At 62.5% G+C, this 13382-nt stretch carries 13 protein-coding genes; 10 read left to right on the top strand and 3 right to left on the bottom strand.

All coding sequences use genetic code 11. The features are described from left to right. Nucleotides 1–322: 322 nt before the first annotated feature. Nucleotides 323–1072, top strand: coding sequence for an electron transfer flavoprotein subunit beta/FixA family protein (locus tag JWV26_RS20465; RefSeq protein ID WP_012018936.1), 750 nt, complete (start codon nucleotides 323–325; stop codon nucleotides 1070–1072). Next, the gene (locus JWV26_RS20470; RefSeq protein ID WP_017677310.1) at nucleotides 1073–2002 is read left to right on the top strand and encodes an electron transfer flavoprotein subunit alpha/FixB family protein; all 930 of its coding nucleotides are present in this window, start codon (nucleotides 1073–1075) and stop codon (nucleotides 2000–2002) included. Between the two features lie 69 nt (nucleotides 2003–2071). Here the strand turns inward: JWV26_RS20470 and JWV26_RS20475 are convergent, their stop codons facing one another. Further along, nucleotides 2072–2998 carry an alpha/beta fold hydrolase gene (locus tag JWV26_RS20475; protein ID WP_206417688.1) on the bottom strand — a complete coding sequence of 309 codons (927 nt, stop codon included), beginning with the start codon at nucleotides 2996–2998 and terminating at the stop codon, nucleotides 2072–2074. A 108-nt stretch (nucleotides 2999–3106) separates the two neighbouring features. Here JWV26_RS20475 and JWV26_RS20480 point away from each other — a divergent pair, with 108 nt between their 5' ends. The 8 genes from JWV26_RS20480 to JWV26_RS24440 all read left to right on the top strand — a co-directional run bounded on the left by JWV26_RS20480 (nucleotide 3107) and on the right by JWV26_RS24440 (nucleotide 10348). After that, entirely contained in the window at nucleotides 3107–3940 is an 834-nt protein-coding gene (locus tag JWV26_RS20480; protein ID WP_206417689.1) for a substrate-binding periplasmic protein, read from the top strand. 9 nt (nucleotides 3941–3949) lie between these two features. Then, nucleotides 3950–4300, top strand: a complete 351-nt coding sequence (locus JWV26_RS20485) for a DUF4398 domain-containing protein (protein WP_206417690.1) — start codon at nucleotides 3950–3952, stop codon at nucleotides 4298–4300. Then, a complete protein-coding gene (locus tag JWV26_RS20490) occupies nucleotides 4300–5112 on the top strand; it encodes an OmpA family protein (RefSeq protein WP_206417691.1) in 813 nt (270 codons plus the stop codon). The genes JWV26_RS20485 and JWV26_RS20490 overlap by 1 nt, the downstream gene beginning before the upstream one ends. 178 nt (nucleotides 5113–5290) lie before the next feature. After that, nucleotides 5291–6736: an aminotransferase-like domain-containing protein gene (locus JWV26_RS20495; protein ID WP_021489928.1), complete on the top strand. Its 1446-nt coding sequence runs from the start codon at nucleotides 5291–5293 to the stop codon at nucleotides 6734–6736. A gap of 86 nt (nucleotides 6737–6822) precedes the next feature. After that, nucleotides 6823–8520, top strand: a complete 1698-nt coding sequence (locus JWV26_RS20500; RefSeq protein ID WP_206417692.1) for a vWA domain-containing protein — start codon at nucleotides 6823–6825, stop codon at nucleotides 8518–8520. Then, nucleotides 8517–9089, top strand: a complete 573-nt coding sequence (locus tag JWV26_RS20505) for an RNA polymerase sigma factor (protein ID WP_045733099.1) — start codon at nucleotides 8517–8519, stop codon at nucleotides 9087–9089. The genes JWV26_RS20500 and JWV26_RS20505 overlap by 4 nt, the downstream gene beginning before the upstream one ends. After that, on the top strand, nucleotides 9086–9763 hold the full coding sequence (locus tag JWV26_RS20510) for a hypothetical protein (RefSeq protein WP_072424746.1): 678 nt from the start codon (nucleotides 9086–9088) through the stop codon (nucleotides 9761–9763). The genes JWV26_RS20505 and JWV26_RS20510 overlap by 4 nt, the downstream gene beginning before the upstream one ends. Nucleotides 9764–10045: 282 nt before the next feature. Beyond that, complete coding sequence (locus JWV26_RS24440; RefSeq protein ID WP_230875498.1) at nucleotides 10046–10348, top strand: hypothetical protein; 303 nt, start codon at nucleotides 10046–10048, stop codon at nucleotides 10346–10348. Nucleotides 10349–10389: 41 nt separating this feature from the next. On the opposite strand, the gene JWV26_RS20520 is transcribed toward JWV26_RS24440, so the two are convergent. Both JWV26_RS20520 and JWV26_RS20525 read right to left on the bottom strand, forming a co-directional pair. Then, nucleotides 10390–12216 carry a long-chain-acyl-CoA synthetase gene (locus JWV26_RS20520; RefSeq protein ID WP_206417693.1) on the bottom strand — a complete coding sequence of 609 codons (1827 nt, stop codon included), beginning with the start codon at nucleotides 12214–12216 and terminating at the stop codon, nucleotides 10390–10392. A 309-nt stretch (nucleotides 12217–12525) separates the two neighbouring features. Beyond that, the gene (locus JWV26_RS20525; protein WP_206417694.1) at nucleotides 12526–13350 is read right to left on the bottom strand and encodes an SDR family oxidoreductase; all 825 of its coding nucleotides are present in this window, start codon (nucleotides 13348–13350) and stop codon (nucleotides 12526–12528) included. Between the last annotated feature and the right edge of the window lie 32 nt (nucleotides 13351–13382).

Genomic DNA, 13382 nt, shown 5'->3' on the forward strand with positions numbered 1-13382 from the left:
GCTATCTCCTACTCAAGGCTCTTCGATATTTTATGTTGGAGGGCGCGGCTCGCTCCCTAAGCACGGCGTGGGCATTATATCTACACCCTCTCAGTGGGCCAATACAAACGTTTGTTTGAATTTTCTGTAGGCCTGTTAGAATCGTACTACATCGCGGATGACCGGCCAGTTCGCTGTATTGACCGGGCCAGGCCGCGGGGTCAAGATACGGGCGGTTTTGCGCTCGCCGTCTGAGCTGAAAGGTTGGTTGCGGCCGATTTTGCATCACCGGCCAGGCTCGCCTTGGCGACATTCTTATTCACCGGAGAGTAACGAGGAATCCATGAAGGTTCTTGTAGCTGTCAAACGAGTGGTTGACTACAACGTCAAGGTTCGCGTCAAGGCGGACAACAGCGGCGTCGACCTCGCCAACGTCAAGATGTCCATGAACCCCTTCTGCGAAATCGCCGTGGAAGAAGCCGTACGCCTGAAGGAGAAAGGCGTGGCGAGCGAAATCGTCGTCGTCTCCATCGGCCCGGCTACCGCCCAGGAGCAACTGCGCACCGCGCTGGCTCTGGGTGCCGACCGTGCCATCCTGGTCGAATCCAATGACGAGCTGAACTCCCTGGCCGTGGCCAAGCTGCTCAAGGCAGTGGTCGACAAGGAGCAGCCGCAGCTGGTGATCATGGGCAAGCAGGCCATCGACAGCGACAACAACCAGACCGGCCAGATGCTGGGCGCCCTGACTGGCTTCGGCCAAGGCACCTTCGCCTCCAAGGTCGAAGTGGCTGGCGACAAGGTCAACGTTACCCGTGAGATCGATGGCGGTCTGCAGACCGTTGCGCTGAACCTGCCGGCGATCGTCACCACTGACCTGCGTCTGAACGAGCCGCGCTACGCGTCGCTGCCGAACATCATGAAGGCCAAGAAGAAGCCGCTGGAAACCGTTACCCCGGACGCTCTGGGCGTTTCCACCGCCTCCACCGTCAAGACCCTGAAAGTCGAAGCGCCGGCTGCTCGCAGCGCTGGCATCAAGGTCAAGTCCGTGGCTGAACTGGTCGAGAAACTGAAGAACGAGGCGAAGGTAATCTAAATGACTATCCTGGTTATCGCTGAACACACCAATGCCGCTCTGGCTGCCGCGACCCTGAACACCGTTGCTGCTGCACAGAAGATCGGTGGCGACATTCACGTTCTGGTAGCCGGTGCCAACGCTGGCGCTGCTGCCGAAGCCGCGGCCAAGATCGCTGGCGTGGCCAAGGTCCTGGTTGCCGACAACGCTGCCTATGCCAACCAACTGCCGGAGAACGTCGCTCCGCTGGTAGCCGAACTCGGCAAGGGCTACAGCCACATCCTGGCGGCCGCGACCAGCAACGGCAAGAACATCCTGCCGCGCGTCGCTGCTGCTCTGGACGTCGATCAGATCTCCGAGATCATCGCCGTTGAAAGCGCCGACACCTTCAAGCGTCCGATCTATGCCGGTAACGCCATCGCCACCGTGCAGTCCTCGGCTGCCATCAAGGTGATCACCGTGCGTAGCACCGGTTTCGACGCTGCTGCTGCCGAAGGCGGCAGCGCTGCCGTTGAAGCCGTTTCCGGCCCGGCTGACGCCGGCAAGTCCGCCTTCGTTGGCGAAGAACTGGCCAAGTCCGACCGTCCGGAACTGACCGCTGCCAAGATCGTCGTTTCTGGCGGCCGTGGCATGGGCAATGGCGACAACTTCAAGCACCTGTACGCCCTGGCCGACAAGCTGGGCGCTGCCGTCGGTGCTTCCCGCGCTGCCGTCGACGCCGGCTTCGTGCCGAACGACATGCAGGTCGGTCAGACCGGCAAGATCGTTGCGCCGCAGCTGTACATCGCCGTCGGTATCTCCGGCGCGATCCAGCACCTGGCCGGTATGAAGGACTCCAAGGTGATCGTTGCGATCAACAAGGACGAAGAGGCGCCGATCTTCCAGGTGGCTGACTACGGCCTGGTCGCCGACCTGTTCGAAGCTGTACCGGAGCTGGAGAAGTCGGTCTAAGCCGCTTTTCCCGCAACGAAAAAACCCGCTCACCAGAGCGGGTTTTTTATTGCCTGCGTGTGCTCGGTGTCACTTCAGGCCTTCTAGAAACTGCCGGTAGAGCAGGGCGCTTTCTTCGGGGCGCTCGAGCATGGGGGCATGGCCGACGTTGTCCATGACCACCACGCTGGATTTGCCTAGCAGCGGTTGCATGACGTCGATGCTGGATACATCCAGCACCCGGTCCTGTTTACCCCAGAGCAGCAGAGTGGGGGCCTGGATTTTCGCCAGCTCTGGCTCCAATGGGATGGCGCGCTCCACCAATTGCTTGAATACCCGTTCATAGTGCGCAGCCTTGGCCATGGAGCGCTCGCCCAGATATCGCTTGAGCGACTCGGGCAGATAGGGTGGTTCGACGAAGATGAACTGCAGCAGATTGTCGAAATCCTGCGGTTGCTTGACCACCAGTGGATTGGGCGCACCACTGGTCAGCAATCGATACAGTTCGCTCTTGTGCGGGCTGTCGATTCCGGCGTTGGCCAATAGCGCCAGCGAACGAACACGATCCGGGTAGCGTGCCGCGAAGAGTGCGGCAATGTGTCCACCCATCGAATTGCCCAGCAGATGAGCCTGCTGAATGCCCATGGCATCGAGAATATCCGCCAGCCGTTCAGCCTGGGTGCCGACATCGTAGCTGCCGGGTGGCAGGTCGCTGTCGCCGAAGCCGGGCAGGTCCAATGCGATGACACGGTAGTCCTTGGTCAGGTGGCGAGAAAAACGCAGCCAGTTATCCTTATCTGCAGCGAAACCGTGGAGCAACACCAGGGTTTCGCCACTCGCCGGTCCTCCCTGATAGTAATGGATGTTAAGATCGCGGACAGATAGTCGCTCGTGACTGAGCCCGGCGCGCTGTTGTTCTATCAGGCGCAGGCTGGTCAACTGAGCGGCGGGAAAGAAGTACAGCGTTGCTGAGGCGGCGAGAAGCAGTAGCAGCAAAGCGAGCAGCAGTTTTTTCATGGCGCGTCCTTATCGCGAACTGGCGGCGCCACTAAGCTAGCATGAACACAGAGGGTGCCGGGGTGCCAAGCTCATCCTGCCAATCAACGCATAAACCGAGAGTAGCCAATGCCTGAGCGTTGTCTGTTTAAGTCGCTGTTGCTGTGGTGCGCCCTGGTCGTTATGCCGACTGCAGCCCTGGCCGTTGGTAAATGCGAGCGCCTGGTGGCGACCGGTAATCCGGAATATCCCCCCTATCTTTGGCGTGATCCGCATAATCCGCAGCAGCTGATCGGCGCCAATGCCGATCTGCTCAAACACCTGGCAAATGAACTCGGTGTGGTGGTTGACGTGATCTACACCGGGCCTTGGTCGCGAGCGCAGGATGAGGTGCGTACCGGGCGTGTCGATCTGCTTGCAGGGGCCTTTATCACCCTGCCGCGGTTGGAGCACATGGATTACGTGCACCCTGCGTTCTTCTATACGCCCAGCGTGGTCTGGGTGCGCAAGGGCGAAGCATTTCCCTACGGTAGCTGGATCGACCTGCAGGGGCATACTGGCGACACCCTGGTGGGCAACAGTTTTGGTCAGCAGTTCGATACCTTCGCCAAGCAGAACCTGAAGCTCGAGGGCGTCTCCAGCTTGACTCAGGCGTTCCAGAAGTTGCTGCTTGGCCGCACCGACTATGTGCTCTACGAGCGTTACCCTGGCCTGGCGCTCGCCGAGACGCTGGGTATGGACGATGATCTGGAGGTGCTGGACCCGCCGATTTCCAGCGAAGGCCTCTACCTTACCCTGTCGCATAATTCGGCGTGCAACGAGCCCTGGCTACGCGGCCAGCTGGCGCGAAAGATGACAGAAATGGTCGCCGCCGGGCTGCCTGAGCAGTTCCTGCAACGCAATCTGGAATTGTGGAAGGCACAGCAGATGCAACCTGATCCGGTTGGCGACGTCACTCAGTAGGAAATTTTCGTGATCAATCGAACCCTTCCCTTGCTGCTGGCGCTGGGCCTGACGGCCTGTGCCAGCGATCCTGCTCCGACCGAGCAGATGCGGCTGACCGAACAGGCGTTGGCGCAGACCAAATCCCTGGGGGTGGTCAGCGAACAGTCCGCGTCACTTCGCCAGGCTGAAGAGAAGTTCGCGCAGGCCCAGGCGGCCATGCAGGACGGTGAAAACAAGCTGGCGCGCCTGTTGGCCGAGCAGGCCGAGCTAGATGCGCGCCTGGCCGAGGCCGAGCACCTCAATGCCAAAGGGCGGGAGCAACTGACCGAACTCAATCAACGCATCGGCCGTCTGCGCCAGCAATTGGGAGCCATGTGATGAAGGCTTTTGGTCATCTGGGCGGCCTGATGCTGGTCGGTACGCTGTTGAGTGGTTGTGCGTCCAGTCAGCTGGCGAGTGAGCAGGCTCTGGAAGAGGCGCGTCTGAGTTTCCAGTCGGTCAAGGAAGATCCCAGCGTGCTGCGTGCCGCACCCAAGGACGTGATTCGCGCAGGCGAATCGCTGGGCCGTGCCGAGCGCCTGTCCAATTACTGGGGCAGTGGCGACGATGTGCGTCATTACGCCTACCTCAGCCAGCGCTATGCCGAGATCGCCCGGCAACACAGCGATATCAGTCTTAACCAGGAACGCGCAGCCAAGCTCGAACTGGAACGCCAGCGTCTGCAGTTGACCCTGCGCGAAGCCAAGCTGATGAGCGTGCAGCAGCACAACGGCTGGTTGGAAGAGCAGATGGTCAGCCTCGCCACCAACGAGACCGAGCGGGGCCTGGTAATGACCCTGGGCGATATGTTGTTCGACGCTGGTCGCGCCGATCTGCAACCAGCAGCCAACCGTACGGTACTCAAGCTCGTGCAGTTCCTGCAGATCAATCCGCAGCGCCGCGTGCGCATCGAGGGCTACACCGACAATACCGGTGATGCCGCCGAGAATCTTGAACTGTCGCGCGCGCGCGCACAGGCTGTGGCCGATCTGCTGGTGGATCTGGGCGTGGAAGCCAAGCGTATTCAGGTCGCCGGTTACGGTGTCGACTTCCCGGTTGCGGAAAATGCGTCAGCACGTGGTCGGGCGCAGAATCGGCGAGTGGAGATCGTCTTTTCTGACGAGCGAGGCCAGCTTGGTGCCGAGCGCTGAGCGAAATGCCTGACAGAACCCCGGCAGAGTCCGGGGTTTTTTATGCACTGAAAATGGCGACGATGCCGTGCATGCTTGGCAAGCAATGACGTAAGGGGAAAACAGATCGTATCTGTGCCGGTACAATTGTGTAGCAATAGGTTACTGTTATGCTCCAATGACCACGGAGGATATCGCCATGACCAATCTGCTGCTCTATCAACGTATCGCCCAGCAGTTGGCCGAAGATATTCGTCGCGGTGTCTACCAGCCTGGCGAGCGCGTGCCTTCGGTGCGCAAGATGAGCGCTCAGCTCAATGTCAGCCACGCCACGGTGTTGCAGGCCTACGCCAACCTCGAAGATCAGGGGTTGATTCGTGCACGCCCGCAATCCGGCTTCTACGTGCACCAGACACCAGCGCTGACCGCGCCGACGCCGGACATCGCCAAGGTCGAGCGACCAGGCCTGGTCACTCGCGCCAGCATCATCAATCAGGTGCTCACCGAGTCTCGCCGCGAGGGCGTATTTCCGCTGGGCGCCGCGGTGCCGCATGTCGATTACCTGCCGGTGCGCGCATTGCACCAGCAACTGGCCAAGGTCACCCGTTTTCACAGCCCGCGCGCCTTTAGCTACATGTTCAGCCCCGGCTTCGAGCCGTTGCGCCGCCAGGTGGCGATCCGCATGCGCGATGCTGGTGTAGTGGTCGATCCGTCCGAGGTGGTGATCACCCATGGCTGCGTCGATGCGCTGCAGATGAGCCTGCGTGTGCTGACCAAGCCGGGCGATCTCATCGCGGTAGAGTCGCCGACCTACTACGGTCTGCTGCAGTTGGCCGATCTGCTTGGGCTCAAGGTCATCGAGATTCCCTGCGACCCGACTACCGGCATCAGCCTTGAAGCGCTACAACTGGCGGCCAACCAGTGGCCGATCAAGGCGCTGGTGCTGACTGCGCGGCTATCCAACCCGCTGGGTGGCACCATCCCCGAGGAGCGTCAGCGTCAGTTGTTGCGCCTGGCCGGCGACTACGATTTCCAGATCGTCGAAGACGATATCTACGGCGAGCTGATGTTCGAACAGGGGCCGACCAAAGCATTGAAGTCGCATGATCGCGACAGCCGGGTGATCTATTGCTCGAGTTTCTCCAAGACGCTGTCGCCCGGTGTGCGTATTGGCTGGATCGTCGCCGGCAAGTATCAGGACGAGATCCAGCGGCTGCAGACCTTTTCCACCCATTCGGCGTGCAGCGTCACCCAGATGGCCGTGGCGGCTTATCTGGAGAACGGGGGCTATGACCGCCATCTGCGGCATATTCGCCAGGAGTACCGCAAGAACCTCAATGCCTTCCAGCTGGCGGTGCAGCAGTACTTTCCGGTCGGCACGCAGATGACCCGGCCCAAGGGCGGCTTCATTCTCTGGGTCAGCCTGCCGGCGCGGGTCAATACCAAGGATCTGCACGTGCGCGCGCTGCAGCAGGGCATCTCGATCGCACCGGGGCTGATCTTCAGCAACACCGAGCAGTTCAATCATTGCGTGCGGCTCAACTGTGGCATTCCATGGAACCGCGAGGCGGAGAGGGCGCTGATGACCCTTGGGATGCTGGCCACGCAGCTGTGCCAGGAGGCGGGCGGTTCCTGGGAAGGTTGAGAAAGCACGTCCTGGGTTAACCCGTTTCATCGAAGTGCTGCGTCTACCTGAGCGAAGGTCTCGTGCCATTGCTCAGGAGGTGCACCATGTCCATTTATTCCTCGTTGCTCGTTCGCCCATTCGCCGTCGGTTTTTCCGTGAGCACCTTGCTGCTCGCCGCCTGCAGCGCCTCTGGCCCGGAGCCGGAAGCCCAGGCCAATTCGGAGCCGGCGGCGACACTCGTCCGTGAACGTCTGGCTGCGCCTGTAGCAGCCGAGATGCCTGCTGCTGCCAGCCAGAAGCGCATGTCGACCCTGGTTTACGCGCCGTCGCCCATCGCCGATGTCCTGCCGCCGGGCTACCGTGACGAGTCGCGCGAGCAATACCAGGCTTATGCCGATAATCCGGTGTTCGCGGTTGCCGAGACCCCGGTATCCACCTTCAGCATCGACGTCGACACAGGTAGCTACGCCAACGTGCGGCGCTTCCTCAATGGCGGGCAACTGCCACCGAAGGACGCCGTGCGTCTGGAGGAACTGGTCAACTACTTTCCCTACGCCTACCCGTTGCCGCAGGCCGATGCGCCTTTCGGCGTCAGCACCGAACTGGCGGTGACGCCATGGAACCCGCAGACACGCCTGCTGCGCATCGCCATCAAGGCGTCGGATCGCAGCGTGGAGGAGCTGGCGCCGGCCAACCTGGTGTTTCTGGTCGATGTCTCCGGCTCGATGCATCGCCGTGAAGGCCTGCCCATGGTGCAGGGCACCCTGAAATTGCTGCTCGAGCAGTTGCGCCCGCAGGATCGCGTCTCGCTGGTCACCTATGCCGGTGACAGCCAGGTGGTGCTCGATTCCACGCCCGGCAGCGACAAGGCGAAGATCCGTGCAGCCATCGACCAACTCAGCGCCGGTGGTTCGACGGCAGGGGAGTCGGGCATCCAGCTGGCCTACCAGCAGGCGGGCAAGCACCTAATCGATGGCGGCATCAATCGCATCCTGCTGGCCACTGATGGCGACTTCAACGTCGGCATCAGCGACTTCGACAGCCTCAAGCAATTGGCCGCCGACAAGCGCAAGAGCGGCGTCTCGCTGACCACCCTGGGTTTTGGCGTGGACAACTACAACGAGCGCCTGATGGAGCAACTGGCCGACGCCGGTAACGGCAACTACGCCTACATCGACAACCTGCGCGAGGCACGCAAGGTGCTGGTGGATCAGCTCGGCTCGACCCTGGCCACCGTGGCGAGCGACGTGAAACTGCAACTGGAATTCAACCCGAGCGAGGTCAGCGAGTACCGCCTGCTGGGCTACGAAAACCGTGCGCTCAAGCGCGAGGACTTCAGTAACGACAAGGTCGATGCCGGTGATATTGGCGCCGGTCACACCGTCACCGCGCTCTATGAGATTGTCCCGGCGGGCGGTAAAGGCTGGTTGGAGCCACTGCGTTATCAGGCCAATGCCCAGCCCGCGAGCAAGAGTGGCGAGCTGGCCTGGTTGCGGATTCGCTACAAGGCACCAGGCGAGGCGGCCAGCCGCCTGCTGGAGCGACCTATCGCACGTGCCGAGGCCAAGACGATGAACGCCGCCAGCGAGGACCTGCGCTTCGCCGCTGCGGTAGCCGCCTTCGCCCAGCAGCTCAAGGACGGCCGCTACACCGGCGACTTCGATCTGGCGCAGAGTATCGAACTGGCGCGCTCGGGCAAGGGCGAGGATCGCTTCGGTCTGCGTGGCGAGTTCATCCAGCTGGCCGAAATCGCCCAGAGCCTGCACACTTCCGGCTCCACCCCTGCGCGAGCTCAGCAGTGAACGCACCTCTCACGGATGACGACGCCGCTTTGTTGCGGCGTTACCGCCGCGGCGATGCCGCGGCCTTCAACGCGCTTTACCAGCGCCATCGGCTGGGCCTGTTTCGCTTTCTGCTCGGCCTGTGCGGCGATCACGCCCTGGCCGAAGAAGTGTTCCAGGAAACCTGGATGAGCCTGGTGCGAAGCCAGAGCGAGCAGCGCGAGTCTGTGCTGTTCAAGACCTGGCTGTACCAGATCGCGCGTAATCGCCTGATCGACCACTGGCGCAAGACGGGCCGCCATCAGGCCGGGCATGACGAATACGATGAAGGCCTGCATGCCCAGGCCGACCCGCAACCTGGCCCGGAACAACAGTGGAGCCTGAGTCGCGACAGTGAGCGGCTGCAGGCGGCGTTGGCCGACCTGCCGGAAGATCAGCGCGAAGTATTCCTGCTGCGCGCCCATGGCGATCTGGAATTGAACGAGATTGCCGAGTTGACCCGTACGCCGGCCGAGACGGTCAAGAGCCGTCTGCGCTATGCCCTGCAGAAGCTGCGCCGGCTGCTGGCCACCGAGGAGTTGTCCGCATGAAAGATCAACGAGAACCTCTGGATCACGAGGAGGCGTTGCTGGCGCATTTTCGTGCCCATGGCAGCGGCGAACCCTCGGCCGAGCTGGATGCACGCATTCTGGCGGCGGCAAGCGCGGCCGCCCGTGAGGCGCAGCAGGCCGAAGCGGTCAGTGGCGAAGCTGGCTGGGCGCAACGTTTTCATCAGTGGCTGTTCGGTAGCGGCCGACAGCGCTGGTCGGTGGCCGTGGCCGGGCTGGCTTGTGTCGGGATCGGGGTCAGCCTGACCTGGCGCACGCTGGAGCAGACGCCGGATGCCTTCGATGCCGTGCCGCCCAGCGTGGCCATGAGTCCGGCTGCACCGGCTCCGATGGCGGCCAAGCGTGCGCCAGAGCAGGAGGCGATTGCGCCTATGGCTGCCCCGCAGGAACGCATGAGAAGTCAGGCCATGGCACGTCAGGCGCCGTCTGCCGATGTGGCTGAGGCACCGATGGCCAGTAGCGCTGCGTTGGCGCCCATGGCCGAATTGGTGATCCAGAGCGAACCGCGCGAGGCGCTGCTGCGTCTGCTGGAGCTGCGCAAGGCGGGTGAGCAGGAGGAGGCGCAGCGGTTGCTGGAGCAGCTAAAGGCCGACTATCCACAACTGGATATCGAGGCTGAGCTCGCTCATCTGGCCAGCGAGTCGCCGAGTGAATGAGGCACGAGGTAAAAGTCATGTAAGTCGGCTTGTCAGGCGCGCCCAGGCGGAGGAGCATGGGCGCGTTACTGATCGAGCTACCCTTGTCCCATGATGCGTAAGTCCATTCTTCTATTGCTTTGCCTGGGTTGGCTGAGCGCTTGTGAGCGTGAGTCGGAACCCGTTGCACAGCAGCCCGCGCCAGCGCCGGCAGTGGTCACTGCAACTGCGCCCGTTGCAGAGGTCGCCAAGCCAGAGCCTGTCGAACCAGCACCGCCTGCCAAGGTGGTCGAAAGCAAGCCCATGCCCGCCGCCAAACCGCCCGTCGTTGCCAAGCCCAAGCCTGTTGTAGCGCCACAGCCCAAGCCGGTGGAGCCTGAATCGAAACTGGCATTGGATCTGAGTGTGCCGCAGGAGTTGTTCGAGCAGGCGCTGGAAAGCGAAACCCGCGAGGATCTCTCTCCCTTGCTGCCGCCGCTGTTTGGCGAGAAAACCGAAGTCCAGAGCCCGTTCCAGATCAGTGGTCGGCTGATCAGCAACGAACGGGTCGACGACTACTGGGACTCCATCGAAGGCGCTGAGCTGCAGTTCGAGTTCAAGCAGTAGCAGGGGCGGCGCACCCTACCCATGGCCGGGCTTCATTCTGCTCAGAAACGGTAGTGTCGCTGTTCGATGGCTGCATGCAGTTCGCCATCCAACCACTGAAAGCTGTTCGAGCCAGGCAAGCGCACGTAGAGCGGACCGTCGACCTGGCATGGGTCGTAGCCGGCCTGCTTCAGATCCGTCTTCTTGTACTTGAAGGTACCGGTGGTCTCGACTTCGCCTAGCAGGCGCACGAACAGCGGCGCGGCGTAAGCCGGCAGCTCCGCGTCGAGGTGGGCGGCCAGGGCGGCGCCGTCCAGCTCAAGGCCTTGTGCCAGGCTCAGTGCAGCCATGCCGCAGCGACCGTTGGTACCGGGAATCTCCACGCCGTAGACCACCGCATCCTCCACACCGGGGAAGGCGCCGAGCACGTTTTCCACTTCGGTAGTGGAGACGTTCTCGCCTTTCCAGCGGAAGGTATCGCCGAGGCGGTCGACGAACTGCGCGTGCTTGCAGCCGATATCGCGCATCAGGTCGCCAGTGTTGAACCAGGCGTCGCCCTTCTTGAACACGTCGCGCAGGATCGCCGCCTCGCTCTTGGCCTGATCGGTGTAGCCGTCGAACGGCCACTTGGCGCTGATCTCGCTGATCAGCAGACCGGCCTCGCCCTTGTCGGCCTTTTGCAGAAAGCCCTTCTTGCAACGCAGCGGCTGATCGTTCTCCATGTCGTAACGGACGATGGCGTAGGTGGCGGGGGTGTAGCCGACGGTGTTGTCGAAGTTGAAGACGTTGGTGAAGCCGATATTGCCTTCGCTGGAGGCATAGAACTCGGTGATCTGCTCGATACCGAAACGTTGCTTGAACTCGGCCCAGATCGAGGGGCGCAGGCCGTTGCCGATCATGCAGCGCAGGCTGTTGTTCTTTTCGGTGTCGGTTTCCGGCTGATTGAGCAGGTAACGGCACAGTTCGCCGATATAGCCGAAGCAGGTGGCCTGGTAGCGCGCCACGTCGCTCCAGAAGGCGCTGGCGGAGAACCTGCGGCGCAGGGCGATGGCTGCGCCGCCGGCCAGGGCCGCACTCCAGCATACGGTGACGGCGTTGTTGTGATAGCAGGGCAGGGTGAGATAGAGCACGTCGTGCTCGTTCAGGGTCAGGCCGGAATGGCCGAAGCCGCCGTAGGCTTTGATCCACTTGCCATGGCTCATGATCGAGGCCTTGGGCAGGCCGGTGGTGCCGGAGGTGTAGATCAGGAAGCAGGCATCCTTCATGCGCACACCTTGGCTATCCGGAGGATTGTCTTCGGCCTGGCCGCTGGCGATCTGCATGAGGTTGAGCCAGCCCTGCGGCGCATGGCCGGGATCGCCCAGGCAGTCCTGGTCGGCGATCCAGTAGCGACGTGCCTGCAGGTCATGCAACTGGTCGGCGATTTCGTCGAAGGCGCCGATCAGTTCGTCGCCGATTACCAGGAATCCGGGTTTGACCAGGTTGAAACTGTGCGCCAGCACCTTGCCGCGCTGGGTGGCGTTGATCAGCGCGCCTACGGCGCCGAGTTTGCTCAGGGCTGCGAGGATCGCCAGCAGCTCCAGGCGGTTCTCCAGCATCACCGCGACCACGTCGCCATGGCCGACCCCCTCGGCCTTGAACGCCCAGGCCAGGCGGTTGGCCCAGACATTGAACGCTCGATAGCTGAGCTGGCGGTGTTCATCCATCAGCGCCGGGCGCTCGGGGTGGCGCTCGGCAGCGCGTTGCAGGGCCCAGGCCAGCGACAGATTCTTCTCGCGGTTGCGGATGCCGGCGTAGTAAAGGCCGCGCAGCATGCGCGGCACGCGTGGCAGGTGCTGCGGCAGGTGGGCCAGGAAGCGGAAGGGCGAAATCAGATCGGCTTGGCTCATTGGGGCGCACTTGGCTGTTATGAATTGGAGGCGAGTTCTGACTCTAGTCAGCCTGGCGAACACCAGCCATGGCCCAGGTGCGTTCAGCGGTGGGCAGATCGGCAAATAGCCTTGCCGCTCGTAGGGTGCGCTGCGCGCACCGGACCGGCACAAATCCCGAGGTTGTCTCGGTGCGCGCGGCGTGCCCTACGGATCGAGGCGCGCACGTAGCCCGGATTGCATCCGGCCTACGAAGTCGAAACGGCATTCCCTCTCCCCCAGCCCCTCTCCCATAAATGGGAGAGGGGAGCGGAGCGTATCCCGCAGTGCTCAATCGACGAACAGGTCCGGCACCAGGCTGCCGCCAGCGGGATCGAAACGGTACTGCTCGAAGTCGCTCTGGCCCCGTTCGCGCAGAATGTCCTCGTCGATCAGCAGGCGTCCGGTGAGGCTGCGGCCTTCGCTACTCAGGATGGCGTGGGCCGCGTCGGCCATGATCGCCGGAGTGCGCGCGCGCTTGAAGGCGTCGCGGCTGCCCAGTTCGAATTCGATGGCGGCGGTGGCGATCATGGTCTTCGGCCACAGCGAGTTGACGCTGATGCCGTACTTCTTGAACTCCTCACTCATGCCCAGGCTAAGCATGCTCATGCCGTACTTGGTGACGGTGTAGGGGCCGTGCTGGGCGAACCACTTGGCGTCGAGATTGAGCGGCGGAGAGAGGTTGAGGATATGGCCGTTGGCGCTCTGCTTCAGGTACGGCAGGGCCGCCTGGCTGCAGACCATCACCGCGCGGGTGTTGATCTGGTACATCAGGTCGAAGCGCTTGGGTTCTAGTTTTTCCACGCCCACCAGCTTGATGGCCCCGGCGTTGTTGACGAGGGCGTCGATGCCGCCGAAATGCTCGGCGGCCTGGGCCATGGCTGCCGCCACGGCCTGTTCGTCGCGCACGTCCAGCTGCAGGGCCAGGGCCTTGCCGCCGGCGGCCTCGACCTTGGCGGCGACGCTGAAGATGGTGCCTTCCAGTTTCGGATGTGGCTCGGCGCTCTTGGCCGCGATGACGATATTGGCGCCATCGGCGGCGGCCTTTAGGGCGATCTCGCGGCCGATGCCACGGCTGGCGCCGGTGATGAACAGGGTCTTGGCGGAAAGTGACATGGGCGTGCTCCGGTATTGTTGTTATGAGGGAG

It is taken from the genome of Ectopseudomonas toyotomiensis (assembly GCF_017167985.1).
GTDB lineage: Bacteria > Pseudomonadota > Gammaproteobacteria > Pseudomonadales > Pseudomonadaceae > Aquipseudomonas > Aquipseudomonas toyotomiensis.

Excerpts from the sequence above, each read along its gene's own strand:
- JWV26_RS20465 (WP_012018936.1), top strand. The coding sequence starts at position 323 with ATGAAGGTTCTTGTAGCTGTCAAACGAGTGGTTGACTACAACGTCAAG.
- JWV26_RS20470 (WP_017677310.1), top strand. The coding sequence starts at position 1,073 with ATGACTATCCTGGTTATCGCTGAACACACCAATGCCGCTCTGGCTGCC.
- JWV26_RS20475 (WP_206417688.1), bottom strand. The coding sequence starts at position 2,998 with ATGAAAAAACTGCTGCTCGCTTTGCTGCTACTGCTTCTCGCCGCCTCA.
- JWV26_RS20480 (WP_206417689.1), top strand. The coding sequence starts at position 3,107 with ATGCCTGAGCGTTGTCTGTTTAAGTCGCTGTTGCTGTGGTGCGCCCTG.
- JWV26_RS20490 (WP_206417691.1), top strand. The coding sequence starts at position 4,300 with ATGAAGGCTTTTGGTCATCTGGGCGGCCTGATGCTGGTCGGTACGCTG.
- JWV26_RS20495 (WP_021489928.1), top strand. The coding sequence starts at position 5,291 with ATGACCAATCTGCTGCTCTATCAACGTATCGCCCAGCAGTTGGCCGAA.
- JWV26_RS20500 (WP_206417692.1), top strand. The coding sequence starts at position 6,823 with ATGTCCATTTATTCCTCGTTGCTCGTTCGCCCATTCGCCGTCGGTTTT.
- JWV26_RS20510 (WP_072424746.1), top strand. The coding sequence starts at position 9,086 with ATGAAAGATCAACGAGAACCTCTGGATCACGAGGAGGCGTTGCTGGCG.
- JWV26_RS24440 (WP_230875498.1), top strand. The coding sequence starts at position 10,046 with ATGCCCGCCGCCAAACCGCCCGTCGTTGCCAAGCCCAAGCCTGTTGTA.
- JWV26_RS20520 (WP_206417693.1), bottom strand. The coding sequence starts at position 12,216 with ATGAGCCAAGCCGATCTGATTTCGCCCTTCCGCTTCCTGGCCCACCTG.
- JWV26_RS20525 (WP_206417694.1), bottom strand. The coding sequence starts at position 13,350 with ATGTCACTTTCCGCCAAGACCCTGTTCATCACCGGCGCCAGCCGTGGC.